This is a genomic window from Rhizobium sp. BK602 (genome assembly GCF_014195095.1).
Taxonomy (GTDB): Bacteria; Pseudomonadota; Alphaproteobacteria; order Rhizobiales; family Rhizobiaceae; genus Rhizobium.
Map to the genome: position 1 here is coordinate 102,394 of NZ_JACIBC010000009.1, position 25,206 is coordinate 127,599.

Sequence of the window (25,206 nt, forward strand, 5' to 3'; positions counted from 1 at the left end):
TGCGCCGGAGATCACAAAATTTGAAAAAATAATTTTCCGGCTTTGCCTTAATTGCTGCCGCATTTGTGCAATTTTAGAGATCGTTAACCATAAATATGGAGCAAATTGAACTAGGCTGCCTACCTTAGTAGGAATTTTCATGCGAAATTGGGGTTCGTAATCGCGGCGTTTTCAGCCCCGCCAGCGGCCCGATGTCCAGAGTTCGGCTAGCGACATGCGATAGTCCGGATAGCGGAAGAGGAAGCCGAGGGAGCGCAGTTTCGCGTTCGAAACCCGCTTGTTCTCGCCGTAGAAGGAACGCGTCATCGGCGTCAGTTCCGCCGTTTCGAAGGGCTGTTCCGGCGGCGGCTCGACGCCCATCAGGCGGGCGGCCTCGACGATGATATCCTGCGGCGCGTTCGGCTCGTCATCCGTGACATTATAGATACCGCCGAGGCTGCGGTCGGACAGGAACTTGGCGCAGGCGCCGATATCCTCGACGCGGATGCGGTTGAAAACCTGGTTGGCCTTGATCAGCCGCCGGGCGGTGCCCTTTTCCAGATTGCAGAAGGCGTTGCGGCCGGGGCCATAAATGCCGGCAAGCCGGAGCACCGCGACCGGGATGCCAAGCCGGATGCCGAGGCGCAGCCAGCCGTCCTCCGCCTCGACGCGTTCGACGGAGCGTTCGGAAACCGGGTGCAGCGACGTCTGCTCGCTCACCCACGCACCCTTGTGATCGCCATAGACGCCGACGGTCGAGAGATAGCAGACCCATTCGAGCTTCGGCATCAGGGCGCGCAGATCGAGCTGCGCCAGCTTGAGCAGCGGATCGCCCGATTTGCCGGGCGCGATCGACTGCACGAGATGTGTGGCGGATTTCATCGCTTCGGCCAGCGCCGGATCGAGCGCCTCGCCGTCGAAGACGAAAGCTTCCACGCCTTGGCCGGCCAGAAGCTCCGCCTTGTCGGCCGAGCGGGTCGTGCCGGATACGCGGATGCCGGAGCCGGCAAAGGCCTTGGCGATGGCCGTTCCCGAATAGCCGCAGCCGAAAATCATCACATGCATCACGCCACTCCCGCCAGTTTCCATTCGGCCCGGACATCCTCGTCCGGCTCCTCGGTTCTTTCTGCCGCAAAAACGCGGAACTCGCCAGCCGTCATCAGCCGCGACAGCGCCCAGACCGCCATGCCGCGCACGACGGGCGAGGCGTCGCCGGCGAGCCGCCGACAGGCCGGAATAAAGGCGCGATCACCGGAATTGCCGGCGGCGATCAGCACATTGCGGATGAAGCGGTCACGGCCGATGCGCTTGACCGGCGATCCGCTGAAGAAGGCACGAAACGCGGCATCGTCGAGATCGAGCAGAAAGGCGATCGATGGTTCCTTGAGATCGTCGCGGGCGACAAGCTTCATCTCCGAGGCGGCGCTGGCGAATTTGTTCCAGGGACAGGCGGCGAGACAGTCGTCGCAGCCATAGATGCGATTGCCGATCAGCGGCCGGAGCAGCGGATCGATCGGCCCCTTGTGCTCGATGGTGAGATAGGAGATGCAGCGGCGCGCGTCGATCTGATAGGGCGCCGGAAAGGCGGCCGTCGGACAGGCGTCGAGGCAGGCGCGGCAGGAGCCGCAATGGTCGATCTCGGGCTCGTCCGGTTCGAGATCGGCGGTGGTGAACATCGAGCCGAGAAACAGCCATGAGCCATGCGTGCGGCTGACGAGATTGGTGTGCTTGCCCTGCCAGCCGAGGCCGGCGGCGGCCGCCAGCGGTTTTTCCATCACGGGCGCGGTATCGACGAAGACCTTGACGTCCTCTTTCGAGCGCGCCGCAAAACGGGTGGCGATCTCCTTCAACCGGCCTTTGATAATGTCGTGATAGTCGCGGTTGCGGGCATAGACGGAGATGGCCGCCTTGTCGGGCTTTTCCAGAATGCCGCGTGGATCCTCGTCCGCTCCGTAGTTCAGGCCGAAGACGGCGATGGAACGCACCTCGCCCCAAAGGACGCGCGGGTCGGCGCGGCGTTCACGGGTCTCTTCCATCCACGCCATGGTGCCGTGGTAGCCCTGTTCCACGAACTCGCTGAGCCTGATGCCGGCTTGCGGAATGGCGTCCGGCCGGGTGATGCGGCAGAGATCGAAGCCCTGCGCCCGCGCCTCGTCGCGAAGAAAGGCGGTGAGCGTCTGCCGCCGCCTGCTTTCTTTTTCCGCTTTTCGGTCTTCGGGCATATCGAGCCCTCGTCAGAAATCCAGATCGGCGTAATGCGAGACCGGCGTGACGCCGCGCACACGCTCCGCCAGGATCGGACGGAAGGACGGGCGCGATTTCAGCCGCTGATACCATTCCTTGGCAACGGGCGATTCCGCCCAGTCGATCTCGCCGAGATAATCGAGGACGGAGATGGAGGCTGCCGCCGCAAGGTCCGCGTAGCTTAGCCGGTCGCCGGCGAGCCATTGCCGGGAGCCGGCGAGCCAGGAGAGATATTTCATGTGCTGGCGGATATTGCCGCGCGCCATGCGCATCACCTTGGAATCGGGTGCTCCGCCGCCCTGGTCGGCCGTCATCTGCAGCTTGAGCACCCGTTCGCGCGTCAGCGGCCGCGTGACGTCCTGTTCCATCTTCTGCATGAACCATTCCGTCAGCCGGCGGATTTCGGCGCGCTGGAAGGGATCTTCCGCCAGGAGCCGGCGATCGCGCTTGAGCACGCCATGCGTCTCGTCGAGATATTCGGAGATCACCGTCGCGCCGCACAGGGCCCGCATGCTGTCATCCACATAGACAGGCAGGGTGCCGGCCGGATTGAGCGCCAGGAAGTCGCGCCGCTTTTCCCATGTTTGTTCCTCGATCAGCTCCGTCTGATAGCCGTATTCGGTCAGGATCAGACGGACGAACCGTGATGGGGATGACATGGAGTGATGGTACAGCGTCGGCATTGGTACTCTGGCTTTAATGAATGTTGCTTGGAGGCGTTTCGGGTTCGCCACTTTGCGACCCTAGTCATGCGTCATCGGTTGAAGCTATAGGAGCTTGGCCTAGTTAACACAAGCGAATCGGGCCGCCCCGCCGTTTGACAAAGGACACAATATGGCTGAACAAATTATTATCGCGCTGGTTTTGGGCCTCGTGGAGGGCCTCACGGAGTTTATTCCCGTTTCCTCCACGGGTCATTTGATATTGATCGGACATTTTCTCGGGTTTAAATCCGCGGGCACCTTTGAGGTTCTTATCCAGCTCGGCGCGATTCTCGCCATCCTGCTCGTCTATTTCAATCGCCTCGTCCAGATTGCCAAGGCCTTGCCGGTCAGCGTCAAGGCGCGGCATTTCGTGCTGGCCGTTCTCTTCGGCTTCCTGCCGGCCGCGGTCATCGGCGCACTCGCGCATGATTTCATCAAGGGTGTGCTGTTCGAAACGCCAGCCATCATCTGTATCTCGCTGATCCTCGGCGGCATCGTCCTGCTCGTCATCGACAGGATCGAGTTCAAGCCGAGATATACCAGCGCCTATGACTTCTCCTGGCCGATGGCGATCAAGATAGGCTTCTTCCAGTGCCTGGCCATGATCCCCGGCACCTCGCGCTCCGGCTCGACCATCGTCGGCGCCCTGCTGCTCGGCGCGGACAAGCGTTCGGCGGCCGAGTTTTCCTTCTTCCTCGCCATGCCCACAATGGTCGGCGCCTTCACGCTGGATCTGTGGAAGAGCCGTCACGATCTCAGCATGGATCAGGGCCTGCTGATCGTCATCGGTTTTGTCGCCGCCTTCATCACGGCGCTGTTCGTGGTCCGCGCCTTGCTCGACTTCGTCTCGCGCCGCGGCTACGCGCCCTTCGCCTGGTGGCGCATCGGCGTCGGCATACTCGGCCTGATCGGCCTTTATACCGTCGGTTGAGCCGCGCTACTCGCGTCAAAAGCTGAAAACAATTGAGGCCGGTTTTCACCGGCCTTTTTCATGCTCGATCAGTTCGAGGATGACGGGGTGATGGAGCCCGTGGTGCAGGGGTCGACGCCATAGGTAGGCGTGCATTCACCCTTGACCGAAGCGATGCTGCCGCGGGCCATGAACGAGCCAGCGAGAATCACCAGTGCCGCGCACGCAAACAAAAGCGCGATAGACTTGCCCATCGAAGAATGCCTTTCCGCAGAAGTAGAGCGCGTCTCGAAAGGGCTCTTTCGGCGAGTCCCGGACGCGCGGTTGTGTTAGTCAGTGACGTGACCAATAGCAATAAATCTTCATGTTAAATTTGACGTTAATGCTACTATTTTCGCGGTGCGTCTTTTCGGCAACGCCAGGCTGTGAATGAGGGCGGGCAAGGTCGCGTTTTCAAGGCGGAAGTGTGGCCGGCGAAAACGAAAACGCCGCCTGGGCGGAGCCAGGCGGCGCTTGAATTTTCCGAACGTTCAAAACGTCAGGCAGCCTTGCCGGAGCCAGTGAACTGGCCCTGCGGACGATAGCGCACCAGATAGGACGGCAGTACCGAGATGAGCAGCGTCGGCAGCATGCCGATGCCTTTCAGCGTCCGTCCCTCGGCTTCGGCTTCCTTGGAGACGACATTGTCGCTCTTCAGCAACGTGACCTGATCGGAGGTGATCGGTGGCGTGATCAGCGGCACCAGCGAAGCGAGGGAGCCGATCACCGAGGCCAGGCTGAAGGGGAGGGAGACGAGCGGCTTCTTGCGGTTGATGACGGCAAGCGTGGTCTCCAGACATTCGCGGAAGGACAGCACTTCCGGACCGCCGAGTTCGTAGATCGTGCCGGCCTTCAGCTTGCCATCGACGCCACGGGCGACCGCTTCGGCGACGTCCTCGACATAAACCGGCTGGAACTTCGTCTTGCCGCCGCCGATCAGCGGCAGGAAGGGGGCCGTGCGCGACATGTCGGCGAACTTGTTGAAGAAGCCGTCTTCCTGTCCGAAGACGATCGACGGCCGCAGAATGACGGCGTCCGGCCTGACGGACAGGATGGCGCTTTCGGCGCGCGCCTTGGTGCGGGCATAGGCCGAGGGGGAGCTGGCATTGGCGCCGAGAGCCGAGATATGCGTCAGCGAGGCGCCGACGCCGCGGGCTGCTTCCGCCACGGCCTTGGCGCCGAATTCCTGCACGGCGTCAAAGGTGTTGCGGCCGCTCTCCGAAAGAATGCCGACGCAGTTGACCACATGCTGGGCGCCTTCGACGGCACGGTCGATGGAGTTGCGGTAGCGCAGGTTGGCCTGAACGATCGAGATCTGGCCGAGATTGCCGAGCGGCTGCAGGTAGCCGGCAAGATCGGGACGGCGCACGGCGACGCGGATGCGGTAGCCGCGCTTGGCGAGCGCGCGCACGACATGCCGGCCGATGAAGCCCGATCCTCCGAACACGGTCACGAGCGGGGGAAGGTTGGACAGGGTCATGGCAGGTTCCTCGAAAGGCTTGGTAGGGCTGATCTGGTTTCGTCTTAGCCGATCCGCGAGCCGAGGTGAAGTGCTATCGCGCTGCATCGCAGCGTCGCATTTTCAAAGGGTTCAAACCCCTTCGACGACCACCATTTCCACATCGGCCACTTCCTGGCGGATTTTGGCGGCGATCTGGTATTCCGGCGAGTTGTAGCAATCCACCGCATGCTGCAGCGACGGGAATTCGATGACGACGTTGCGGCCGCGGGCCTGGCCCTCCAGCGGCGTGAAAGCACCGCCGCGGGCAAGGAAAACGGCGCCGTAGCGCTCGAAGGCCGGCTTGGCGGCGGCAACATAATCCTTGTAGCGCTCGGGATCGCGAACATCGACGCGTGCGATCCAATATCCCTTTGCCATGCTTGCCTCCCTGTTTGCTGTCGTCGTTTAGAGCGCGGCGTCCATTTCCGCGAGAATGGCGCGAGCGGCTTCCCGCGGATCGGCGGCCTTGACGATCGGCCGTGCCACCACGAGATGGCTCGATCCGGCCTTGATGGCGTCGGCCGGCGTCATCACGCGCTTCTGGTCGCCCTTGTCGCTGCCCGCCGGGCGGATGCCGGGGGTGACCAGCGCCATGTCGGGACCGATGATCTTGCGCACGGCCGAGGCTTCCTCGGCCGAGCAGACGATACCGCCCATGCCGGCGAGATGCGCCTGTTCGGCGCGCCTCAGCACCAGCGTATGCGGATCATATTCGTATCCGGCCGCAATCAGGTCTTCCTCATCCATAGAGGTGAGCACGGTGACGCCGAGCAGGCAGAGATCGGAGCCCTTGGCGGCGGCCACGGCCGCCTTCATCGCCTTGGGATAGGCGTGCAGCGTCAGCATCGACATGCCCATCTTGACGATGTTCTCGACGCCGGAGGCGACGGTGTTGTCGATATCGAGCAGCTTCATGTCGAGGAAGATCTTCTTGCCGTCCCTGGCAAGGTCGCGGGCGAATTCCAGCCCGCCGGCAAAGGCGAGCTGATAACCGATCTTGTAGAAGAGAATATCATCGCCGAGAATGCTGACGACCTTTTCGGCCTCCTGAAGGTTTGGAACATCCAGTCCAACGATCAAGCGGTCGCGCGCGGTCATCTCAAGCCCATCCCTGCCAATTTTCCATAGGCGTCCAGTCGCATGAGACGGCGCGCTTCGCAAGATCGAATGCGAAAAGATTGCCGCCGCCCGGCGGCTGGTCGCCCTGGCGCGCGATCGGCTTGCCCTCAAGATGGCATTTCAGCAGCGTGCCGACGCCGCCATGGCCGACAAAGGCGATGGGCACGCGAGGGTCATGCTGCGACAGAACCGCTTCCACCTGCGAGACGATCCGCGACTGCGCGTCGACTGCGCGCTCCCAGCCTTTGAAGCTCTCGTGCGGATGGGCGAAAAACCAGTCCGCCGCCTTTTCGAAGTCCGGCGGGGCGAGAAAGCCGGTGGCGCTGCGGTCGTTCTCATGGGTGGCCTGGATGATCTCGACGGCGCTGCTGCTTGCCGTCGCCAGGGCCTCGGCAGTCTCGATCGCCTTGCGCTCGGCGCTGGAAATGATCAGGCCGAGCTGACTGGCCCAGGGCCGCGTCGCGGCAAGGGCGGCGCGCGCCGCCCCGATATCGGAGAGGCCCCATTCCGGAACGGGAATGGCGGGATCGATGCGGACTTGCGGATGAGTAATATAAAGAGCGAACATCGTCGGCATGATCCCATGATGAACAGTTTCGGATCAGGAATATGTCCAGCCGAAGCATGGCGGCTATATGGCTCGTCTCGGCGGGTATCAGCCGCGCCGATAGACCCAGAGCTGCGCCGGCGGGATATTGCGGACGATGAAGTCGAAATGCTGGATATGATAGCGATCCGGCCGGGCGATGATCGGCGAAACCGGACCGTAGGAAATCTGCACCACCGGCCGGCCGGCCGGCATGCGGTCCAGCAGGCTTTCGAGCAGCGCCACGCGCGCCTTCATCGGGAAGTTCAGCAGCGGAATGCCCGACACGACGGAATCGAAGGTCTGGCCGCGCAGCACGCCCAGCGTCTTGTCGAGGTCGAAGGCGTCGCCGTTGATGAAATGGACGCCCGGATAGAGCCGGACGAGATGATTGTAGAAGTCGGTGGAATATTCGACGGCGACGAGATTTTGCGGTTCGACGCCGCGCGCCAGGATCGCCTTGGTGATGGCACCGGTTCCGGGACCGAGCTCCAGGATCGGCAGGCCGGACTGAGGATTGACGACGCTCGCCATCTTGCGGGCTGTGATCGAGGATGTCGGAACGATGGAGCCGACCGTCTTCGGCCCCTGCATCATGCCCTTGAAGAAACGGATTTCCTCGTCGAATTTCTTGCCCAGCCGTTCCTTGAGACGTAGCGCCATGCTCTCCCCCCACCAATTCTTACAGCTACGACTTACATATTGCTTGTTTCTAATCTTGCAATGCTGTGACGCAATAACAAAAGAAAATGTCGCAATCAACGCGCGTTAAAATAAAAGCGTCCTTTCCCGTGCCCATGGAAACGCGGGAAAGGACGCTTTGGTTTCGTCAGACGCGCATCGGCATCAGAACATAGAGGGCGTCGTCGCCGGCCGTGTCGCGGATGAGCGTCGGCGAGCCGGCATCGGCCAGCAGGAAGATCGCCGCGTCGCCGGAAAGCTGGGCGGTGATGTCGAGCAGATATTTGGCGTTGAAGCCGATTTCCATCGGGTCCATCTCGTAGCCGACGGCGACTTCTTCGGTAGCGCTTCCCGAATCCGGGTTGTTGACCGTCAGCAGTAGCTGGCTATCCGACAGCGCCAGCTTCACGGCGCGGCCGCGCTCCGACGAGATGGTCGAGACGCGGTCGACGGCCTGGGCGAAGGTCTGGCAATCGACCCGCATTTCCTTGTCGTTGTTCGTGGGAATGACGCGCTGGTAATCCGGGAAGGTGCCGTCGATCAGCTTCGACGTCATGACGATCGAGCCGATCGTCAGGCGGATCTTCGCGTCCGACACTTCGACGGTGACGATGACGTCGGGGCTGTCGACCAGCTTCTGCAACTCGCCGACCGTCTTGCGCGGGATGATGATGCCCGGCATGCCTTCGGAACCCGAGGGGGCGCTGACATCGGCGCGGGCGAGGCGATGGCCGTCGGTGGCGACGGCCCTGAGTTTCAGGTCGCCGTCGCTTTCGATCGTGTGGAAGAAGATGCCGTTCAGATAGTAGCGGGTCTCTTCGGTGGAGATCGCGAACTGCGTCCGGTCGATCAGCATCTTCAGGTCCGATGCCTTCAGCTTGAAGGAATGGCTGAAGCTGCCGGCGGTGAGATCCGGGAAATCGGATTCCGGCAGGCATTGCAGCGAGAATTTCGAGCGCCCGGAGGCGACCGTCATCGAGCTGCCGTCGGCATTGGTGGCGAGCAGCACTTCCGAGCCGTCGGGCAGCTTGCGCACGATGTCGTAGAGCAGGTGTGCCGGAACGGTGGTGGCGCCAGCCTGCTCGACATTGGCGGGCGTCGCCTCGGTGATTTCGAGGTCGAGGTCGGTCGCCTTCATGTCGAGGCTCGCGCCTTCGGCTTTCAGCAACACGTTGGACAGGATCGGGATCGTGTTGCGACGCTCGACCACGCGATGCACGTGGTTCAGCGATTTCAGGAGGTTCGACCGCTCAATTGTAATACGCATGATGCTACCGCTTTCGACCGTGACTGCCCGAGCGACCCGGAGTGCCCGAGGTATCCCGGAGTGCCCGAGGGATATGGTTCCGGACCGGGCCTGAAAGGGCCGCCCGGAAGATGGGACGGGCAAAATGACAGAACTCAGCATGCGAATGCAAGAGGCATCGGGACTTGCCGCGCGTCAATTCAGCATTTGCAGGGCAAAGCTCACAGGATTTGCTGCGCTCTTGCCGTGAGACCGCGCCTCGCCCATAAAGGCGGTGAAATCCCAGGTGAATTCAGGACCGGCATGAACGAAGACAATCCAGGCGGCGGAACGCGCAGTTTCCGCCTGCACAACAACGCGGTTCCCGCCCGTCCCCTCGAGCCGGCGCTCTATCTTGTCGCGACCCCGATCGGCAATCTCGGCGATATCACGCTCAGGGCGCTGGAAACCCTGGCGGGCGCCGATGTGCTCGCCTGCGAGGATACGCGCGTCACCCGCGTCCTGCTCGACCGCTACGGTATCCAGAACAAGCCTTTCGCCTATCATGAGCACAATGCCGACGAGGCCGGGCCGCGGCTGCTGCAGGCGTTGGAAGCTGGCCGCTCCGTGGCGCTGGTCTCCGATGCCGGCACGCCGCTGGTCTCCGATCCCGGCTATCGGCTGGCACAGCAGGCGATCGAGGCCGGATACCGCGTCGTGCCCATTCCCGGCGCTTCGGCACCGCTGGCGGCCCTCGTTGGTTCCGGCCTGCCGAACGACGCCTTCTTCTTCGCCGGTTTCCTGCCCGCCAAGGACAAGGGCAAGCGTGACCGTCTGGCGGAACTCGCGGCCGTCCCCGCGACCCTGATCTTCTTTGAATCGCCGCATCGCATCGCCGCGACGCTTGCCGCCGCCGCCGCTGTGCTCGGCGCCGACCGCCGTGGCGCCGTCGGCCGCGAGCTGACCAAGACCTTCGAGGAGTTCCGCCGCGGCACGCTTGCCGAACTCGCGGCCTTTTACGACACGGTCGACAACGTCAAGGGCGAGATCGTCTGGCTTGTGGGACCGCCGGCGGAAAGCGTCACGCCGGAGGCCGATATCGAGGCCATGCTCCGCGATCTCTCGAAAACCATGCCCACGGCCAAGGCTGCGGCGGAAGCTGCGCGCTTGACCGGCCTGCCGCGCAAGGATCTCTATCAGCGCTTGCTCGACATGAAGGCGCAGTCCGAGTGAGGCACTATGAGCGGTGAGACGGGCGGAAAGCTGAAGCGGCAGAAGGCCTGGCGGCGCGGCCATGTCTCGGAATATCTCGCCGCGGCTTTCCTGCTGCTCAAGGGCTACCGCATCGTCGCCATCCGGCACCGTACCAGGCTCGGCGAAATCGACATCATCGCCCGCAAGGGCGATCTCGCCGTCTTCGTCGAGGTCAAGGCCCGGCGCGGCGAGCAGGAGGCGCTCGATGCCGTCTCCTTTTCTGCGCAAAAACGCATCCGTGCCGCGAGCGACCTCTGGCTGGCCCGCCAGCCGGACTACGCCCAGCTATCGCAGCGCTACGACATCGTCGCCATCCTGCCCGGCCGCTGGCCCCGACATTTTCAGGATGCTTTTTGAGGCCGGTATCACGGAGCCGTCATGAAACGCGCCTATTGCCGGACGATCCGCGCCACGTCGCTCCAAGGCATCGGCGCATTATTCCATCTCGACAGGTTCCATCATGATCCGCGATACCGTTTCCACCTTCGCCGTCCCCTCGCAGGAAGAGCGTCGAAGCTTCATTTCCCTAGAAAAGACACCCGAGGTTCACGCCGCAACACTGGCGTCGCTTGCCTGCATGAACACGCTGCGCATCGGCGGCGCGACCGGCAGCGAACAGCCGCTGGCTTTCCCCTTCACCGTCGCGGCCTGGAACCTGGAGCGCTGCCTTTTCCCGCTCGAAGCCGCCGCCAAGCTCAAGGCAACCGGCGCGCCGCTGGTCCTGCTCTCGGAAATGGACGAGGGCATGGCCCGGACGGAGCAAGGCGACCCGACGGCCATCGTCGCCGGTGAACTCGGCATGAACTACGCCTATGGCGTCGAATTCCTCGAACTGAGCCTCGGCTCGGAAATCGAGCATTCTTTCTGCCGTGACGATGTGAACGAGAAGGGTTTTCACGGCAATGCGCTGATGGCCGCGACCGCGCTGAAGGACGTCTTCCTCTTCCGTCTGCCGGGCGAAGCCGTCTGGTTCAAGGACAGCAACGAACAGCCGCGCGTCGGCGAGCGCTGCGCCATCGGCGCCATCGTCGAGACCGAGGCCGGCCCCTTCGTCGCCGTTTCGGTGCATCTCGAAAGCGCTGCGACATCGGCCTATCGCGAGCGCCAGACGGCGGGGCTGATCGATGCCGTCGAGGCCTATGCCCCCGGCCTGCCGATCCTGATCGGCGGCGACCTCAACACCGGCAACCATACCGGCGGCGATTTCGAGACGGACACGCTCTTTGCCATGGCGGCGGCGCGCGGCTTCGAGCGCCATGGCGGTCCGCTCGAACAGGCGAGCACCCGCCCCAGCCTGATCACCCGCTTTCCCGACCGCGCCATGAAGCTCGACTGGTTCCTGAGCCGCGGCCTGCGGATCGGTGAAAGCCATCTCGTCTCCTCGCTGAACGAGGACGGCAAGCCGCTCTCCGACCATGACATGCTTGTCTGTACGGTCGAGGGTTTTGCGGCCTAAGTCCCCCAGCCGTTAAAATGCGTGGTTTTTCCTGAACCCGGCCGTTACCCCTTTCATGCCATCAAGTGCCCATTCGAATGGCATCGGGGGATTGCTATGGTTTGGAAATTGATGTTTGCGAGCGTCGCGGCCTTTACCGCGCGCGCCGTGCCGGCCGTATCGGCCTCGCCGGAGGCCCGGAATTTCGTCGCGGACGCGGCCGGCGCCCTGGAGCTGAAGCCGTCGCCGATCGAGCCCGCCTGGATCACCGCTGGTGCGCCCGTCGCGCGTCTGGCAGAACATTCGCGCGGTCGCGACGATGCGGCGATGACCGCCGTCTGGGATTGCACGGCGGGCGAATTCCGCTGGCATTTCGGCTGGGACGAAACCGTGATGATCCTCGAAGGCGAGGTGCATATCACCACCGAGGACGGCATCGAACGCCTGCTCGGCCCCGGCGATGTCGCCTATTTCGCCGGCGGCACATGGGCGACCTGGCGCGTCGACCGCTATGTCCGCAAGGTCGCCTTCTGCCGCAAGCCCTTCCCGAAGCCGCTGACCATCGCCTACCGCCTGCGCAATTTCATCCGGCAGGGCGGGGCGCAGGGTCTTGCCGCTTGACGCCATCAATAGCCGTTGCGTTTGAAGACGGGCCGACCTACATCTGTCGGCGAATTCGAGCGAGGGCAAATCATGGCGAAGATCAGGAATGTTGCGGTCCAGATGGACCATGTGAAGAGCATCAACATCGCGGGCGACTCGACTTTTGCCATGAGCCTGGAGGCCCAGAACCGCGGCTATAAGCTCTTTCACTATACGCCCGAGCGGCTGAGCATGCGCGACGGCAAGATCTATGCCTCCGTCGAGCCGATGATCCTTCGCGACGTCAAGGGCGACCATTTCGAGCTCGACGAGCCGGAGCGCGTCGATCTCTCGACCATGGATGTCGTCCTGCTGCGCCAGGACCCGCCCTTCGACATGGCCTATATCACCTCGACGCATCTGCTCGAGCGCATCCACCCGAAGACGCTGGTCGTCAACGATCCGGCCTGGGTGCGCAATTCGCCGGAAAAGATCTTCGTCACCGAATTCGCCGATCTGATGCCGAAGACGCTGATCACCCGCGATCCCGCCGAAATCCGCAGCTTCCGCGAGGAGATGGGCGACATCATCCTGAAGCCGCTCTACGGCAATGGCGGCGCCGGCGTCTTCCATTCGACCCGCGACGACCGCAATCTGTCCTCGCTGCTGGAAATGTTCGGCCAGATGTTCCGCGAGCCCTTCATTGCCCAGCAATATCTGCCCGACGTGCGCAAGGGCGACAAGCGCATCATCCTCGTCGACGGCGAGCCGGTCGGCGCGATCAACCGCGTGCCGGCCGAACATGACGCCCGCTCCAACATGCATGTCGGCGGCCGTGCCGAGGCGACCGAGCTGACGCCGCGCGAGCAGGAAATCTGCAAGCGCATCGGACCGGCGCTGAAAGAGCGCGGCTTCCTGCTCGTTGGCATCGACGTCATCGGCGATTATATGACGGAGATCAACGTCACCTCGCCGACCGGCATCCGCGAGGTCAAGCGTTTCGGCGGCGCCGATATCGCCAGCCTGCTCTGGGATGCGATCGAGACCAAGCGCGCCTGATCTGTTCTCAATTTCGGTTATGTAACAACTTGCTGATGCATGGCTGCACGCATCAGTAAGTTTGTTCGTTTATTGTTCTTGTTTTATTCTTTTTTCCGTGCAAGATTGCAACCTGCAATCCGCAAAAGCATGATCTCGTAGGGCGCAAAACGACTTTCGGAGGCATCGTGCTCGCCTGAAAATGGTGGCGGAAGGCAGGCGTAGGGGCTTTGCGGCGTGAGGGGATAGAGCATGGTGGCGCGCGTCAGCACGGTTGCGTTTCAGGGTATCGAGGGCGTTCCTGTCGAAGTGCAGGTGATGATCGCGCCCGGCAAGGTGCTGATGCATATCGTCGGCCTGCCCGACAAGGCGGTGGCCGAAAGCCGCGAGCGCGTGCAGGCCGCGCTGCATGCGTCCGGCCTGGCCCTGCCGCCGAAGAAGGTCACGGTCAATCTCGCGCCCGCCGACCTGCCGAAGGAAGGCAGTCATTTCGATCTTCCGATCGCGCTCGGGCTGATGGCGGCGCTGGGCGCCATTCCCGCCGACGCGCTGTCCGCCTATGCCGTTCTCGGCGAACTCAATCTCGACGGCACGATCGCTCCCGTCGCCGGCGCCCTGCCGGCCGCCATCGCTGCCAATGCCATGGGCAAAGGCCTGATCTGCCCGGCCGAAAGCGGGCCGGAAGCCGCCTGGGCAGGGTCCGATATCGATATTCTCGCCCCGCGCAGCCTGATCGCCCTCGCCAATCATTTCCGCGGCACCCAGGTCCTGTCGCGCCCCGAGCCGGCCGTGCGCGCAACAGCCGCGAATGTTCCCGATCTTGCCGACATCAAGGGCCAGGAAAGCGCGAAGCGGGCGCTGGAGGTGGCGGCGGCCGGAGGGCATAACCTGCTGTTCGTCGGTCCGCCCGGCTCCGGCAAGTCGATGCTGGCCTCGCGCCTGCCGTCGATCCTGCCGCCGCTGTCGACGGCGGAGCTGCTGGAAGTGTCGATGATCCATTCGGTCGCCGGACAGCTGTCCGGGGGCAAGCTCTCCGACCGCCGGCCCTATCGCACGCCGCATCATTCCGCCACCATGGCGGCGCTGGTCGGCGGCGGTCTGCGCGCCCGGCCCGGCGAGGCCTCGCTCGCCCATCACGGCATTCTCTTTCTCGACGAGCTGCCGGAGTTTTCGCCGCAGGCGCTGGATGCGCTGCGCCAGCCGCTGGAATCGGGCGAATGCATCATCGCCCGCGCCAATCATCGGGTTTCCTATCCCGCCAACATCCAGCTGGTCGCGGCCATGAACCCCTGCCGCTGCGGCATGGCCGGCGAGCCGGGCCATACCTGCGCCCGCGGCCCGCGTTGCGTCTCGGATTATCAGGGCCGCATTTCGGGGCCGCTGCTGGACCGCATCGATATCCGCATTGACGTGCCCGCCGTCTCCGCCGCCGATCTCATCCGGCCGGCGACGGCGGAAAAGAGCGCCGATGTCGCCCTGCGCGTCGCCCGCGCCCGCGAGCGGCAGCGCGAACGGTTCGAGGCGGCCGGCTTGAAAGGCATCTCCACCAATGCCCGCTGCTCGACATCGATGATCGAGGTCATCGCCGAACCGGATGCCGCCGGCCTGCAATTGCTGCGCGATGCGGCGGAAAAACTGAAATTCTCAGCGCGCGGCTACCATCGTGTCCTGAAGGTGGCGCGCACCCTTGCCGATCTCGACGACAAGCAGACGGTCGGCCGCATCCATCTCGCGGAAGCCATTTCCTACCGCATCGCCGGCGAGCGCCTGACCGCGGCGGCGTAGGATTGACGGCCCATCTTACCAGCCCCTTCGGCAAGCTCAGGAGGGCGAGATAGGGCTCCGCTTATAAGGCGTCCCGATTGCAAGGAAGTATAGGCTCTCAATAATAAAAAGGGGCGCTCGTGGCGCCCCTGGAATTTGTCCGGCTCAATATCCCGTCAGCCGCCCAGACCCTCGAACAGCGCCGTCGACAGATAACGTTCCGCAAAGGAGGGGATGATGACGACGATGGTCTTGCCTTCGCTTTCCGGGCGCTGGCCGATTTTGATCGCCGCTGTCAGCGCCGCGCCGGAGGAGATGCCGACCGGCACGCCTTCGAGCTTGGCGACCAGACGGGCCTGCTGAAAGGCCTCGTCATTGGTGACGGTGACCACCTCGTCATAGACATGGGTATCGAGGATCTTCGGCGCAAAGCCGGCGCCGATGCCCTGGATCTTGTGCGGGCCGGGATTGCCGCCGGACAGAACCGGCGAATCGGCCGGCTCGACGGCGATGACCTTGATGTCCGGCTTGCGGGCCTTCAACACCTGGCCGACGCCGGTGATCGTGCCGCCGGTGCCGATGCCGGAGACGAAGATGTCGACCTTGCCCTCGGTGTCGTTCCAGATTTCCTCGGCCGTGGTCTTGCGGTGGATTTCCGGATTGGCCGGGTTTTCGAACTGCTGCGGGATGATGGCGTCCGGCAGGGTCGCGGCCAGTTCCTCGGCCTTGGCGATCGCGCCCTTCATGCCCTTCGGCCCTTCCGTCAGCACCAGTTCGGCGCCGAGCAGCGCCAGCATCTTGCGGCGCTCGATCGACATGGTTTCCGGCATGGTGAGAATCAGCTTGTAGCCCTTGGCGGCGGCGGCGAAGGCGAGCGCGATGCCGGTATTGCCCGAGGTCGGCTCGATCAGCACGCTGCGGCCGGGGGTGATCTTGCCCTGGGCTTCCAGGCTCTCGATCATGGCGACGCCGATGCGGTCCTTGACGGAAGCGATCGGATTGAAGAACTCGAGCTTCGCCAAAAGGTTGGCCTTGACGCCCTTCTCCTTGGCCAGCTTGTCGAGACGGATGATCGGCGTGTCGCCGATGGTCTCGGTGATCGAGGCATAGACGCGGCCGCGGCCTGGTTTACGGGTGTCGGACATGGGTAGCTCTCCCTTTATTGGAATTGTGAAGGCACAATAGGATCAAACAGCGGCGGAAACCAGAGCGATCCCACGCCGGTCCTCGTCGACGCCTGGGAAATAAATCTCCCTAATGGCATCATCGCGAAAGGTTTTTTCAGGCCGCGCGGACGGCGATGAAGGCGGCCGTGCCGGCGAGGATGCCGGCGGCCGCCCGGTTCAGAACCTGCAGCGCTCTCGGCTTTTTCAGGAAGCTGCGCGCCCGCGAGGCGAGCAGCATATAGGGGATCAGCACCGCCAGCAGCACGACGAAGGTCGCGGCCAGCAGCAGGGCATAGTCTGGCAGGCCGATGCTGTCGAGATCGATCAATGTCGGCACCAGAGCCACGTAGAACAGCATGGTCTTCGGGTTGCCGAGCGTCACCAGCAGACCGGAGAGAAAGGACATGCCGGGGCTGGTCGATTTCTTGGCGCTGACATCGGTGGAGATCAGCCCGGCGGTCCAGAGCTTCCAGGCGATATAGCCGAGATAGAGCACGCCGGCGATCTTGATGGCGATGAAGATCTCGGTGAAGGTCTGCGCCACGAAGGCAAGGCCGAGAACGACGGCCGTCAGATAGGTCATATCGCCGAGCACCAGCCCGAGCCCCATGAAGAAGGTTTCGCGAAAGCCGGAACCGAGCGCGCGGGCGACGATTGCGGTAATTCCCGGACCGGGAATGGCGGCGGCGATGAAAAGCGCTCCGCTATAAGCAAGCAAGGCTGCCAGTGTCATGGCGACGTTCCTCCCGAGATAGAGGCTGCTCTATCGCACCGGTCTTGCCTTTTCAAGCAATTGCGCGAAAGACGCGAACATACTACCTAAAGGTTGATGCCCGTCGAACGATCTCGTCGAAACCCACGCTGCATAAGGCTCCCATGTCCTCCGCATTGCTCCTGATCGACCTTCAGAATGCCATTCTGGCCGGCCTCGGTTCGCCGGAACGCCAACCGGCGATCGATGCCGCCCTGGAAGGCGTCGTGTCTAGGCTCGCGGGCCTGAAGCGCGAGGCTCGTGCCGCCGGCATTCCCTCCTTCATCGTCCAGCATGACGGTCAGGGCACCCATCGTCTGGCCAAGCGCGGCGAGGGCTGGCAGTTGCGCCGTGAAATCGCGCCGGAAGCGGGCGATGTCGTGGTCCACAAGGCGAGCTGCGATTCTTTCTTCGAGACCGATCTCGAGACGCGGCTGCGCGCCCGCGGCATCACCCGTCTCGTCGTCGGCGGCTGCATGACGCAATTCTGCGTCGATACCACCGTTCGCCGGGCCGTCTCGCTCGGCTTCGACGTGACGCTGATCGCCGATGGCCACACGACCGCCGATATGGGCAGGCTGCCCTTCGATGCGATTGTCTCCCATCACAATATGCTGCTTGACGGTTTCGATGCCGGCGCGCATGAAATCAAGGTCATCCCGACAGCTCAGATCGCCTTCTGACATTCCCCCAGCCGGAGCCCCCGATGCCGCATCTCGCCAGCATGATCGCCTTTGCCTTGATCGCTCTCGGCATGGTGCTGACCCCTGGGCCGAACATGATCTATCTGGTGTCGCGATCGATCTCGCAGGGGCCTGTGGCCGGGCTGATCTCGCTCGGCGGCGTCGCTTGCGGCTTCGTCTTCTACATGCTGTCGGCCGCCTTCGGCATCACTGCTTTCGTCCTCGCGGTTCCCTTCGCCTATGATGCGCTGCGGCTGGCGGGTGCCGCCTATCTCGCCTGGCTTGCCTGGAACGCGCTGAAGCCCGGCGGCCGCTCGGCCTTCCATGTGCGCGAGCTGCCGAAGGACAGCACGCGCCGGCTGTTCAGCATGGGGTTGGTGACCAGCCTGCTCAATCCGAAAATCGCCGTTCTTTATCTGTCGCTGCTGCCGCAATTCATCGATCCCGCCGTCGGCAGCGTTTTTACGCAATCGGTCATTTTCGGCGTCGTCCATATCGCCGTCAGCCTGACCTTCAATTCCATCTTCGCGTTGACCGCCGGTTCCGTCGCGCTCTTCTTCACCCGCCGCCCGTCCTTTGCGCTGGTGCAGCGCTGGCTGATGGGCACGGTGCTGGCCGGTCTCGCGGTGCGCATGGCTTTCGAGGCACAGCGGTAATGCGGCGATTTTCGCTCCGGCTTGCCGCGGCAGGCCTGTTCGGCCTCGCATCCTGCTCCGGTTTTGCGCCGCTGGCCCTGGCGGCGGAGACGGCGACCCAGACCATCGTCTTCCTGCGCCATGGCGAGAAGCCTGAGGCCGGCCTCGGCCAATTGAGTTGCCAGGGGCTCAATCGCGCGCTGGCGCTGCCGCCGGTGCTGACCCGCCTCTTTGGCAAGCCGGCGGCGATCTTCGCACCCGATCCCTCGAAGCGAAAGGACGATTCCGGCACGTCCTATGATTATATCCGCCCGCTCGCGACCATCGAGCCCACAGCCATTGCGCTCGGCCTGCCGGTCGACACCAGCTTCGGCTACGAGGATATTGACGATCTCAAGACGGCGCTGGAAAAGCCGGAGTATCGCGGCAAGCTGATTTTCGTCGCCTGGGAGCACAAGCAGATTGTCGATCTTGCCCGTCAGCTGATGGCCGACAATGGCGGCGATGCGAAGGCGGTGCCGAAATGGCATGGCAAGGATTTCGATGGCCTCTACGTGCTGCGCATCACCCGCAACGGCTCATCGCAAAGCGCCGCCTTCGAGCGGCTGACCGAAGGGCTCGACGGTCAGCCGGAAACCTGCCCGCAACCGGCGAAATAAGCTCAGAAAACCGGCCGCATGAAGCTGCGCTCGTAGCTCAGGATGCAGCGCGTCTCTTCCGCATAGGCAAAGGCGGCGCGGCATTCGGCATCCTCGGCCATCCGGTGCCGGTAGGTCTCGTAATCGGCCAGACTCGGGAAGCTGAAGAGTGCCAGCGCGATGTTGTTGGCGCCTTCATGCGGCAGGAAATAGCCGTGATGCGTGCCGCCGAGCCGGTTGACGAGCGGGATCCAGAGCTTGGCGTAATGTTCGAATTCAGCAAGCTTGTAAGGGTCGATCGTATAGCGGAGATAGCAGGTGATCATTCGGCGGTTCCCTTGGAAAGATCACCGCTTTTAGGACGCGGCAGCGCGATCGTCCAGCCGAGGTTCATGCCGGCAGCTGCGAGCAGAATGACCACCGCGCCGATGATCTGCGCCACGCCGAGCACATGGCCGAAGGCGAAGCGATCGACGACAATGGCGGCGATCGGATAGATGAAGGACAGCGCGCCGGTCAGATGCGTCGGCAGCTTCTGGATGGCGCCATAGAGCAGTACATACATCAGGCCGGTATGGACGATGCCCATCGTCGCCAGGATCGACCATCCGCCGGCATCGTGCGGCAGCGTGGAGAAGTCGGTGAAGGGCGCCAGCATCACTATGCCCGTGGCAACCTGGATCAGCGCGATCAGATGCGGCGGCGTGCCCTTCAGCCATTTGGCGGCAATGGCCGCCAGCGCGTAGAAGAAGGCGGCACCGAGCGAAAGCAGGATGCCGATCGCATAGCTGCCGGTGCCCGCTGTCTCCGCTGGCTTGCCCTCGACGATGACGGCCATGCCGGCAAAGGCCAATCCCAGCCAGAACAGCTTGGTCAGCGTGATCTTCTCGCCCAAGAACAGCGCGCCGAGACCGAGCAGCATGAAGGGTTGCGTATTGTAGACGGTGGTCGCGATCGAGATGGAGGCATGCGAATAGGCGGCGAACAGCAGCAGCCAGTTGAGCACGATGGCGATACCGCCGCCGACGGCGATGGCAAAGGTCCTGAGGCTGAGGATACCGGGACGCAGCAGGCCCATCGCGGCGCAAACGACAAGGAGCGTCAGCGCGCCGAACAGGCAGCGCCAGAAGACGACGCCGCTCACCGGCTGCCCCGATATCAGTACCAGCCAGCCGATCGTTCCCGAAATCAGCATTGCCGCCGTCATTTCCGCAGTCCCGCGCCTTATCTCGTTCATTGCGCCAACTCCTTCTTATGTGGCTGATGATATTGCGCCGGCCGTATGGTTGATATAGTTTCAGTAAGGAGATATCGGCATTTTTCCTAATTATGTGAGGCAGAAACATGGGTGTACCTAATGCAGCCGTGGGGCTTGATGAGGTGGACCAGCGCATGCTGGAAGCCTTAGCGCGCAATGCCCGGATTTCGCTCAAGGAGCTGGCCGAAGCGGCCGGGCTGTCGTCGCCGAGCGCCGCCGAGCGGCTGCGCCGTCTGGAGGAGCGTGGCGTCATTGCGGGCTTCACCGTGGATATCGCGCCGGAGGCGGTCGGCTATTCCTTGCAGGCCATCGTCCGCATCCGGCCGCTGCCCGGTCAGTTGCATGTGGTCCAGCGGCTCATTCAGGACACGCCGGAATTCATCGAATGCGACAAGGTGACCGGCGACGATTGTTTCATCGGTCGCCTGGTGGTGCGCTCGATGGGCGATCTCGACGGCATTCTCGACAGGATAACCGAGCGTGCCGAAACGAACACATCGATGATCAAGGCCACGCCCGTCAAACGCCGCCTGCCGCCGCTGTCGCGCTAGAATTCGGCCATCGGCGAAAGCATCAGCGGGCCGGTAATATCGTCTGCTGCCTTCCCGCGTGCCATCAGCACCGTGTAACCCTCATAGGGCTCAGACGAAACCTCGCACTCCAGCCGATCCGGAGAAAAGCAGATCTCGATACGCTCGGGTTCGACATCGAGCGCAGACAGGATGGTCGCCAACGAGGGGATGGCTGTTGCCGCTATATCGAGAAGCCAGAACGTCGCGCCATCGAACGTCCAGGCAATGATCGCCTCATCCCCGAGCGCCGTCAGGCGGATCGCGGAATTGAAGGAGGCGTTCAGCAGGAACATCTCCATCTGCCTGGCGACGGCAAACTGATTGGAGACAGGTTGCCGGTTTTGCAGCAAGCTCTTGATCAGGCGCAGATCGTTCGGTGCCTCAAGAGAGAGCTGCCGGGCAGTTGAAGCGGCTTGCTGCAACTTCGGCATCTTCGCGACAAAGAGGTGCTGCGGCAAAGTGCGAAAGCCGTAACGCTCATACAGCGCCGGCTTGTCGGTGAGCAGGAGATCGAGTTCGTAACCCTCGGCCGCAGTTTGGGCGAAGGCGCGCTGCATCAGGTCGCGATAGAGTCCGCGTTCGCGCCACTCCGTCCGTACCGCGCCGGACTGATAGCCCGCCGCCTTCACCGGCTTGCCGTTGACGATCAGCGGCATGGAGAAGGCGGTGAAATTGGCGACGCAGCGGCCATCGGGATCGAAATAGCCAAACGGCATGCTTGTGGGATCGGGGCCGCCAAATCGATCCTGAATGCTGACGTCAATGGAGAACGTGTCTTCCAGCAATTCGACAAGACCCTTCCATGCAGAGGGATCGCCGAAATAGTCCTGTTGCAGCGTCAGGCCATGCTCGCGGTCAAAATCCGCCATCATACGCCGGTCGAGCCGAAGCCGCCGGCGCCGCGTGTGGTTTCGCTGATCTCCGCAATTTCGGCGACGCGTGCCTGCGTCACCGGCGCGATCACCATCTGGGCGATGCGCATGCCGCGGGTGATCTCGAACGGCTCCTCGCCGAGGTTGATCAGCAGCACCTTCACCTCGCCACGATAGTCGCTGTCGACGGTGCCGGGCGAGTTCAGGCAGGTGATGCCATTCTTGAAGGCGAGGCCGGAGCGTGGGCGGATCTGCGCCTCGAAGCCGTCCGGAATTTCGAAGATGAAACCGGTGGGAACAAGCGTCCGCTTGCCGGGCGCGAGCGTCAGCGTCTTGCCGTCCTCGACGGCCGCGCGCAGGTCCATGCCGGCTGCGCCCTTGGTCTCGTAGGCGGGCAGGTCCAGGCCTTCGCCATGCGCCAGGCGGATGAGGTTCACGGTCGGACTGATATCGGTGTGAATGGTCATGCGGCATTAGTTTGCGCGCGAATGCCAGAGGTCAATTGCATTCCGGCCTTTGACTCGCTAGATACGGCCGCAATTCACAGGATTCACACCCATGGCTGAAAGTCTCGCCGAGGCGGTCTCCCGCCGCCGCACATTCGCTATTATCGCCCACCCGGACGCGGGCAAGACGACGCTCACCGAAAAGCTGCTGCTGTTCGGCGGCGCCATCCAGCTTGCCGGCGAGGTCAAGGCCAAGAAGGACCGCATGCAGACGCGCTCCGACTGGATGAAGATCGAGCGCGAGCGCGGCATCTCGGTCGTCACCTCGGTCATGACCTTCGAATATGACGGCAATGTCTTCAACATTCTCGACACGCCCGGCCACGAGGACTTCGCCGACGACACCTATCGCACGCTGACCGCGGTCGACGCCGCCGTCATGGTCATCGATGCCGCCAAGGGTATCGAGCCGCGGACGCTGAAGCTGTTCGAAGTCTGCCGCATGCGCGACATCCCGATCATCACCTTCATCAACAAGATGGACCGCGAAAGCCGCGATCCCTTCGAGATTCTCGATGAAGTCGAAGAGAAGCTGGCGCTCGACACTGCGCCGATCACCTGGCCGATCGGCCGTTCCAAGACCTTCTGCGGCTCCTATCACCTCGCCGACAATACCGTGCGCGGTTCCGATACCGAGGTCGAGGCGACCAAGGTAAACGGCCCGCAGGCGGTTGCCGACCGGCTGCCGGAAAACGAGCGCCAGGCCTTCATCGACGAAACGGAACTGGCGATCGAAGCCTGCCGTCCGTTCGACCGGGACTCCTTCCTCGAAGGCCATATGACGCCGGTTTTCTTCGGCTCGGCCCTGCGCAATTTCGGCGTGCGCGATCTCATCAACGCGCTCGGAGACTTCGCGCCGCCGCCGCGCGATCAGGTCGCCGATGTCAGGACGGTGCACGCCACCGACGACAAGATGACGGCCTTCGTCTTCAAGATTCAGGCCAACATGGATCCGAACCATCGCGACCGCATCGCCTTTGCGCGCATCTGCTCGGGCAAGCTGGAGCGCGGCATGAAGGCACGGCTGTCGCGCACCGGCAAGCAGCTCGGCCTGACCGCGCCGCAATTCTTCTTCGCCTCGCAGCGCCAGCTTGCCGATACCGCCTATGCCGGCGACGTCGTCGGCATCCCGAACCACGGCACGCTGCGCATCGGCGATACGCTGACGGAAGGCGAATCCTTGGTCTTCCAGGGCGTGCCGAACTTCTCGCCGGAAATCCTGCGACGCGTGCGTCTTGAAGACGCGATGAAGGCGAAGAAGCTCAAGGAAGCCTTGCAGCAGATGGCCGAAGAGGGCGTCGTGCAGCTCTTCTCGCCGGAAGACGGCTCGCCCGCCATTGTCGGCGTCGTCGGTGCCCTCCAGCTCGACGTCCTGAAGGAGCGCCTGATGGCCGAATACGGCCTGCCGGTCTCCTTCGAAATGTCGCGCTTCTCCGTCTGCCGCTGGATCTCGGCCGATCAGGCCGGCGATCTCGACAAGTTCGTCACCGCGCGCCGCGGCGATATTGCCCGCGATCTCGACGGCGACCCGGTCTTCCTCGCGCAGGACGGTTTCTCGCTGCGCTACGAGGCGGAACGTTATCCGGCTATCAAGATGGTTGCGATCAAGGAGTATCACGCCGTCAAGGCGGCGTGATAGCGGGGGCATGCCGCTGCCCTCTATCGGGCGGTCTGCATGAGGCCCGCATACTGAAGCTCCGTGGCCTCATCCAGCGGAAACATGCATTCGATCCGCAACTCCTGGGTCGTGATCATCTGCGCGGTGCCGACCGTCGCGACCAGCGAGAAAAACTTCAAAACATGCCCGTCCTTGACGAAGGACAGGGGAATGAGCGGCGCATTCTCGATCGTTGGCGATGTCTGCCATTCGGAATCCACGTCGGGATAGGCCACCAGACTGTCGATGAGGTCCTTCGTCCGCGCATCGATGACGTGGCCGACGGATTCGCGGAAGACTCGTCCCAAAAGGCTCTTTGCCGTCTGACCCCAGTCCGCAATGAACGGCCGCATCCCGTCGGGATCGAACATCAGATGCAGGAGATTGCGCGGTGATGGGCGCGCGGTCATGTCGATGAACTGGCCGAAGAAGCGAGGGGCCGCATCATTGGTCATCACCACGTTCCAATAGCGGTCCATCACGACAGCCGGAAACGGCTCGTGCTGACGAAGCATGCGCTTGAGCGCATTGGTAACGCCCTGCATCTCCTGATCGTCAAAACTTCCTTCCGAATAGATCGGCGCATAGCCGGCAGCGAGCAGCAAGGTGTTGCGCTCGCGAAACGGCACGTCCAGGGCGTCGGCGAGACGCAACACGTTCTGGCGGCCGGGTGTGCTCCTGCCGCTTTCGATGAAACTGATCTGACGCTGCGAAATGCCGGTGTCGAGGGAGAGCTCGAGCTGGCTCTTGCCGCGTATGCCGCGCCAGGCGCGCAGCTGCGGGCCGAGTTCGTTTGGTCGTCTCAAAACCGCGTGGGGAGAACTCATCCTGCAAAGGCCTCGCTTTCTGATATGGCGGGGTTTCGATCGCCCCGCCAACGTCGGTTTTCGTCAGAACGCAACAGGCCCGACTGATCCATACCAATGGCGCACCTTGGTCGGATCGGCCTCGTCCATATAGAAGAAGTGCGTCATGACCGGCTTGACCGTGGCTTGTGTGCGGTCATCGGGCGTCATGGTAACGGTCCCGCGAAACACCTTTAGCGATCCGCCGTCCCAATATTCGGTGACATCATGCAGTGCGGTGAAGCCGGTGTCGATGAAGGCGCGCAGGTTTTCGCGAATGGTCTCGCGGCCCTTCCAGTCGGCAATGCCGAGATTGCATGTCGCGCCTTCCGCGAGGCAATCGAAGCCGTCGCCAAAGGTCTTGTCGTCGATTTCCCGCCAGAAGGCCAGCAGCCATTGCGGAGCTTCTTTTTGGGTGAATGAAATCGTCGTCATGGGTTTCTCCTGAGCTCGCCGTGGGGAACCGGGATATTGGCTATCGACATCGTTCCGGGCGAAGGCTCTCTGTGTTGAAGGGCTTGAAATGCTCTTCCTGCAAGAAGATGGTCGTTGGATACATCGG

29 protein-coding genes are annotated in these 25,206 nt (G+C 62.9%); 12 read left to right on the forward strand and 17 right to left on the reverse strand.

Annotation, left to right across the window (positions count from 1 at the left end; all coding sequences use genetic code 11):
• Positions 1-171 precede the first annotated feature (171 nt).
• From FHX11_RS25330 to FHX11_RS25340, 3 genes are read right to left on the reverse strand one after another with little or no spacing between them, the layout of a single operon-like run.
• Entirely contained in the window at positions 172-1,044 is an 873-nt protein-coding gene (locus FHX11_RS25330; RefSeq protein WP_184362641.1) for an SDR family oxidoreductase, read from the reverse strand.
• Positions 1,044-2,201 (reverse strand): tRNA epoxyqueuosine(34) reductase QueG, encoded by a 1,158-nt coding sequence (queG, locus tag FHX11_RS25335; RefSeq protein ID WP_184362644.1) that lies wholly within the window; start codon positions 2,199-2,201, stop codon positions 1,044-1,046. The genes FHX11_RS25330 and queG overlap by 1 nt, the downstream gene beginning before the upstream one ends.
• 12 nt (positions 2,202-2,213) lie before the next feature.
• Positions 2,214-2,906: a glutathione S-transferase family protein gene (locus FHX11_RS25340; RefSeq protein WP_184362647.1), complete on the reverse strand. Its 693-nt coding sequence runs from the start codon at positions 2,904-2,906 to the stop codon at positions 2,214-2,216.
• A 151-nt stretch (positions 2,907-3,057) separates the two neighbouring features.
• On the opposite strand from FHX11_RS25340, the gene FHX11_RS25345 reads away from it, so the two are divergent.
• Complete coding sequence (locus FHX11_RS25345; protein WP_184362650.1) at positions 3,058-3,858, forward strand: undecaprenyl-diphosphate phosphatase; 801 nt, start codon at positions 3,058-3,060, stop codon at positions 3,856-3,858.
• Between the two features lie 517 nt (positions 3,859-4,375).
• Here FHX11_RS25345 and FHX11_RS25350 read toward each other — a convergent pair.
• The 6 genes from FHX11_RS25350 to dnaN all read right to left on the reverse strand — a co-directional run bounded on the left by FHX11_RS25350 (position 4,376) and on the right by dnaN (position 9,030).
• The gene (locus tag FHX11_RS25350) at positions 4,376-5,356 is read right to left on the reverse strand and encodes a complex I NDUFA9 subunit family protein (RefSeq protein WP_184362653.1); all 981 of its coding nucleotides are present in this window, start codon (positions 5,354-5,356) and stop codon (positions 4,376-4,378) included.
• A 111-nt stretch (positions 5,357-5,467) separates the two neighbouring features.
• The gene (locus tag FHX11_RS25355; protein ID WP_184362656.1) at positions 5,468-5,755 is read right to left on the reverse strand and encodes a DUF1330 domain-containing protein; all 288 of its coding nucleotides are present in this window, start codon (positions 5,753-5,755) and stop codon (positions 5,468-5,470) included.
• A 27-nt stretch (positions 5,756-5,782) separates the two neighbouring features.
• Positions 5,783-6,475, reverse strand: coding sequence for an orotidine-5'-phosphate decarboxylase (gene pyrF, locus FHX11_RS25360; protein WP_184362660.1), 693 nt, complete (start codon positions 6,473-6,475; stop codon positions 5,783-5,785).
• A 1-nt stretch (position 6,476) separates the two neighbouring features.
• Positions 6,477-7,064, reverse strand: a complete 588-nt coding sequence (locus tag FHX11_RS25365; RefSeq protein ID WP_184362663.1) for a histidine phosphatase family protein — start codon at positions 7,062-7,064, stop codon at positions 6,477-6,479.
• Between the two features lie 87 nt (positions 7,065-7,151).
• A complete protein-coding gene (pmtA, locus tag FHX11_RS25370) occupies positions 7,152-7,745 on the reverse strand; it encodes a phospholipid N-methyltransferase PmtA (protein WP_184362666.1) in 594 nt (197 codons plus the stop codon).
• 166 nt (positions 7,746-7,911) lie between these two features.
• Positions 7,912-9,030, reverse strand: coding sequence for a DNA polymerase III subunit beta (gene dnaN / locus FHX11_RS25375; protein WP_184362669.1), 1,119 nt, complete (start codon positions 9,028-9,030; stop codon positions 7,912-7,914).
• Positions 9,031-9,312: 282 nt separating this feature from the next.
• Between dnaN and rsmI the strand changes: the two genes are divergently transcribed.
• The 6 genes from rsmI (at position 9,313) to FHX11_RS25405 (ending at position 15,082) form a co-directional block, all read left to right on the forward strand.
• Positions 9,313-10,221, forward strand: a complete 909-nt coding sequence (gene rsmI, locus FHX11_RS25380; protein WP_184362672.1) for a 16S rRNA (cytidine(1402)-2'-O)-methyltransferase — start codon at positions 9,313-9,315, stop codon at positions 10,219-10,221.
• 6 nt (positions 10,222-10,227) lie between these two features.
• Complete coding sequence (locus FHX11_RS25385; protein WP_184362675.1) at positions 10,228-10,599, forward strand: YraN family protein; 372 nt, start codon at positions 10,228-10,230, stop codon at positions 10,597-10,599.
• A gap of 103 nt (positions 10,600-10,702) precedes the next feature.
• Positions 10,703-11,698 carry an endonuclease gene (locus FHX11_RS25390; protein WP_184362678.1) on the forward strand — a complete coding sequence of 332 codons (996 nt, stop codon included), beginning with the start codon at positions 10,703-10,705 and terminating at the stop codon, positions 11,696-11,698.
• 96 nt (positions 11,699-11,794) lie between these two features.
• Positions 11,795-12,298, forward strand: coding sequence for a cupin domain-containing protein (locus FHX11_RS25395; protein ID WP_184362681.1), 504 nt, complete (start codon positions 11,795-11,797; stop codon positions 12,296-12,298).
• A gap of 72 nt (positions 12,299-12,370) precedes the next feature.
• Positions 12,371-13,318, forward strand: a complete 948-nt coding sequence (gene gshB, locus FHX11_RS25400; RefSeq protein WP_184362682.1) for a glutathione synthase — start codon at positions 12,371-12,373, stop codon at positions 13,316-13,318.
• Between the two features lie 231 nt (positions 13,319-13,549).
• Positions 13,550-15,082, forward strand: a complete 1,533-nt coding sequence (locus FHX11_RS25405) for a YifB family Mg chelatase-like AAA ATPase (RefSeq protein ID WP_184362685.1) — start codon at positions 13,550-13,552, stop codon at positions 15,080-15,082.
• Between the two features lie 155 nt (positions 15,083-15,237).
• Here FHX11_RS25405 and cysK read toward each other — a convergent pair whose 3' ends face one another.
• Complete coding sequence (gene cysK, locus FHX11_RS25410) at positions 15,238-16,206, reverse strand: cysteine synthase A (protein ID WP_184362688.1); 969 nt, start codon at positions 16,204-16,206, stop codon at positions 15,238-15,240.
• A gap of 136 nt (positions 16,207-16,342) precedes the next feature.
• Positions 16,343-16,960 (reverse strand): LysE family translocator, encoded by a 618-nt coding sequence (locus tag FHX11_RS25415; RefSeq protein WP_184362691.1) that lies wholly within the window; start codon positions 16,958-16,960, stop codon positions 16,343-16,345.
• Positions 16,961-17,103: 143 nt separating this feature from the next.
• On the opposite strand from FHX11_RS25415, the gene FHX11_RS25420 reads away from it, so the two are divergent.
• From FHX11_RS25420 to FHX11_RS25430, 3 genes are read left to right on the forward strand one after another with little or no spacing between them, the layout of a single operon-like run.
• Positions 17,104-17,661: a cysteine hydrolase family protein gene (locus FHX11_RS25420; protein WP_184362694.1), complete on the forward strand. Its 558-nt coding sequence runs from the start codon at positions 17,104-17,106 to the stop codon at positions 17,659-17,661.
• 23 nt (positions 17,662-17,684) lie between these two features.
• Positions 17,685-18,317 carry a LysE family translocator gene (locus tag FHX11_RS25425; RefSeq protein ID WP_184362697.1) on the forward strand — a complete coding sequence of 211 codons (633 nt, stop codon included), beginning with the start codon at positions 17,685-17,687 and terminating at the stop codon, positions 18,315-18,317.
• Complete coding sequence (locus FHX11_RS25430) at positions 18,317-18,955, forward strand: hypothetical protein (protein WP_184362700.1); 639 nt, start codon at positions 18,317-18,319, stop codon at positions 18,953-18,955. The genes FHX11_RS25425 and FHX11_RS25430 overlap by 1 nt, the downstream gene beginning before the upstream one ends.
• A gap of 2 nt (positions 18,956-18,957) precedes the next feature.
• Here the strand turns inward: FHX11_RS25430 and FHX11_RS25435 are convergent, their stop codons facing one another.
• The gene (locus FHX11_RS25435) at positions 18,958-19,260 is read right to left on the reverse strand and encodes an NIPSNAP family protein (protein WP_184362703.1); all 303 of its coding nucleotides are present in this window, start codon (positions 19,258-19,260) and stop codon (positions 18,958-18,960) included.
• The gene (locus FHX11_RS25440) at positions 19,257-20,171 is read right to left on the reverse strand and encodes a DMT family transporter (RefSeq protein WP_184362705.1); all 915 of its coding nucleotides are present in this window, start codon (positions 20,169-20,171) and stop codon (positions 19,257-19,259) included. Before FHX11_RS25440 ends, FHX11_RS25435 begins: the two co-directional genes overlap by 4 nt.
• Before the next feature lie 107 nt (positions 20,172-20,278).
• Here FHX11_RS25440 and FHX11_RS25445 point away from each other — a divergent pair, with 107 nt between their 5' ends.
• Positions 20,279-20,743, forward strand: coding sequence for an Lrp/AsnC family transcriptional regulator (locus FHX11_RS25445; RefSeq protein WP_184362708.1), 465 nt, complete (start codon positions 20,279-20,281; stop codon positions 20,741-20,743).
• On the opposite strand, the gene FHX11_RS25450 is transcribed toward FHX11_RS25445, so the two are convergent.
• Together FHX11_RS25450 and dut are read right to left on the reverse strand one after the other, a co-directional pair.
• Positions 20,740-21,636 (reverse strand): GNAT family N-acetyltransferase, encoded by an 897-nt coding sequence (locus FHX11_RS25450; protein ID WP_246781142.1) that lies wholly within the window; start codon positions 21,634-21,636, stop codon positions 20,740-20,742. The two genes, FHX11_RS25445 and FHX11_RS25450, sit on opposite strands and share 4 nt — an antisense overlap.
• The gene (gene dut, locus FHX11_RS25455) at positions 21,633-22,103 is read right to left on the reverse strand and encodes a dUTP diphosphatase (RefSeq protein WP_184362711.1); all 471 of its coding nucleotides are present in this window, start codon (positions 22,101-22,103) and stop codon (positions 21,633-21,635) included. The genes FHX11_RS25450 and dut overlap by 4 nt, the downstream gene beginning before the upstream one ends.
• 91 nt (positions 22,104-22,194) lie before the next feature.
• Between dut and FHX11_RS25460 the strand changes: the two genes are divergently transcribed.
• On the forward strand, positions 22,195-23,778 hold the full coding sequence (locus FHX11_RS25460) for a peptide chain release factor 3 (protein ID WP_184362714.1): 1,584 nt from the start codon (positions 22,195-22,197) through the stop codon (positions 23,776-23,778).
• A gap of 23 nt (positions 23,779-23,801) precedes the next feature.
• Here FHX11_RS25460 and FHX11_RS25465 read toward each other — a convergent pair whose 3' ends face one another.
• The gene (locus FHX11_RS25465) at positions 23,802-24,626 is read right to left on the reverse strand and encodes a helix-turn-helix transcriptional regulator (RefSeq protein WP_184362717.1); all 825 of its coding nucleotides are present in this window, start codon (positions 24,624-24,626) and stop codon (positions 23,802-23,804) included.
• A gap of 63 nt (positions 24,627-24,689) precedes the next feature.
• The gene (locus tag FHX11_RS25470; RefSeq protein WP_184362720.1) at positions 24,690-25,079 is read right to left on the reverse strand and encodes a nuclear transport factor 2 family protein; all 390 of its coding nucleotides are present in this window, start codon (positions 25,077-25,079) and stop codon (positions 24,690-24,692) included.
• Between the last annotated feature and the right edge of the window lie 127 nt (positions 25,080-25,206).

Excerpts from the sequence above, each read along its gene's own strand:
- FHX11_RS25330 (WP_184362641.1), bottom strand. The coding sequence starts at position 1,044 with ATGCATGTGATGATTTTCGGCTGCGGCTATTCGGGAACGGCCATCGCC.
- queG (WP_184362644.1), bottom strand. The coding sequence starts at position 2,201 with ATGCCCGAAGACCGAAAAGCGGAAAAAGAAAGCAGGCGGCGGCAGACG.
- FHX11_RS25340 (WP_184362647.1), bottom strand. The coding sequence starts at position 2,906 with ATGCCGACGCTGTACCATCACTCCATGTCATCCCCATCACGGTTCGTC.
- FHX11_RS25345 (WP_184362650.1), top strand. The coding sequence starts at position 3,058 with ATGGCTGAACAAATTATTATCGCGCTGGTTTTGGGCCTCGTGGAGGGC.
- FHX11_RS25350 (WP_184362653.1), bottom strand. The coding sequence starts at position 5,356 with ATGACCCTGTCCAACCTTCCCCCGCTCGTGACCGTGTTCGGAGGATCG.
- FHX11_RS25355 (WP_184362656.1), bottom strand. The coding sequence starts at position 5,755 with ATGGCAAAGGGATATTGGATCGCACGCGTCGATGTTCGCGATCCCGAG.
- pyrF (WP_184362660.1), bottom strand. The coding sequence starts at position 6,475 with ATGACCGCGCGCGACCGCTTGATCGTTGGACTGGATGTTCCAAACCTT.
- FHX11_RS25365 (WP_184362663.1), bottom strand. The coding sequence starts at position 7,064 with ATGTTCGCTCTTTATATTACTCATCCGCAAGTCCGCATCGATCCCGCC.
- pmtA (WP_184362666.1), bottom strand. The coding sequence starts at position 7,745 with ATGGCGCTACGTCTCAAGGAACGGCTGGGCAAGAAATTCGACGAGGAA.
- dnaN (WP_184362669.1), bottom strand. The coding sequence starts at position 9,030 with ATGCGTATTACAATTGAGCGGTCGAACCTCCTGAAATCGCTGAACCAC.
- rsmI (WP_184362672.1), top strand. The coding sequence starts at position 9,313 with ATGAACGAAGACAATCCAGGCGGCGGAACGCGCAGTTTCCGCCTGCAC.
- FHX11_RS25385 (WP_184362675.1), top strand. The coding sequence starts at position 10,228 with ATGAGCGGTGAGACGGGCGGAAAGCTGAAGCGGCAGAAGGCCTGGCGG.
- FHX11_RS25390 (WP_184362678.1), top strand. The coding sequence starts at position 10,703 with ATGATCCGCGATACCGTTTCCACCTTCGCCGTCCCCTCGCAGGAAGAG.
- FHX11_RS25395 (WP_184362681.1), top strand. The coding sequence starts at position 11,795 with ATGGTTTGGAAATTGATGTTTGCGAGCGTCGCGGCCTTTACCGCGCGC.
- gshB (WP_184362682.1), top strand. The coding sequence starts at position 12,371 with ATGGCGAAGATCAGGAATGTTGCGGTCCAGATGGACCATGTGAAGAGC.
- FHX11_RS25405 (WP_184362685.1), top strand. The coding sequence starts at position 13,550 with ATGGTGGCGCGCGTCAGCACGGTTGCGTTTCAGGGTATCGAGGGCGTT.
- cysK (WP_184362688.1), bottom strand. The coding sequence starts at position 16,206 with ATGTCCGACACCCGTAAACCAGGCCGCGGCCGCGTCTATGCCTCGATC.
- FHX11_RS25415 (WP_184362691.1), bottom strand. The coding sequence starts at position 16,960 with ATGACACTGGCAGCCTTGCTTGCTTATAGCGGAGCGCTTTTCATCGCC.
- FHX11_RS25420 (WP_184362694.1), top strand. The coding sequence starts at position 17,104 with ATGTCCTCCGCATTGCTCCTGATCGACCTTCAGAATGCCATTCTGGCC.
- FHX11_RS25425 (WP_184362697.1), top strand. The coding sequence starts at position 17,685 with ATGCCGCATCTCGCCAGCATGATCGCCTTTGCCTTGATCGCTCTCGGC.
- FHX11_RS25430 (WP_184362700.1), top strand. The coding sequence starts at position 18,317 with ATGCGGCGATTTTCGCTCCGGCTTGCCGCGGCAGGCCTGTTCGGCCTC.
- FHX11_RS25435 (WP_184362703.1), bottom strand. The coding sequence starts at position 19,260 with ATGATCACCTGCTATCTCCGCTATACGATCGACCCTTACAAGCTTGCT.
- FHX11_RS25440 (WP_184362705.1), bottom strand. The coding sequence starts at position 20,171 with ATGAACGAGATAAGGCGCGGGACTGCGGAAATGACGGCGGCAATGCTG.
- FHX11_RS25445 (WP_184362708.1), top strand. The coding sequence starts at position 20,279 with ATGGGTGTACCTAATGCAGCCGTGGGGCTTGATGAGGTGGACCAGCGC.
- FHX11_RS25450 (WP_246781142.1), bottom strand. The coding sequence starts at position 21,636 with ATGATGGCGGATTTTGACCGCGAGCATGGCCTGACGCTGCAACAGGAC.
- dut (WP_184362711.1), bottom strand. The coding sequence starts at position 22,103 with ATGACCATTCACACCGATATCAGTCCGACCGTGAACCTCATCCGCCTG.
- FHX11_RS25460 (WP_184362714.1), top strand. The coding sequence starts at position 22,195 with ATGGCTGAAAGTCTCGCCGAGGCGGTCTCCCGCCGCCGCACATTCGCT.
- FHX11_RS25465 (WP_184362717.1), bottom strand. The coding sequence starts at position 24,626 with ATGAGTTCTCCCCACGCGGTTTTGAGACGACCAAACGAACTCGGCCCG.
- FHX11_RS25470 (WP_184362720.1), bottom strand. The coding sequence starts at position 25,079 with ATGACGACGATTTCATTCACCCAAAAAGAAGCTCCGCAATGGCTGCTG.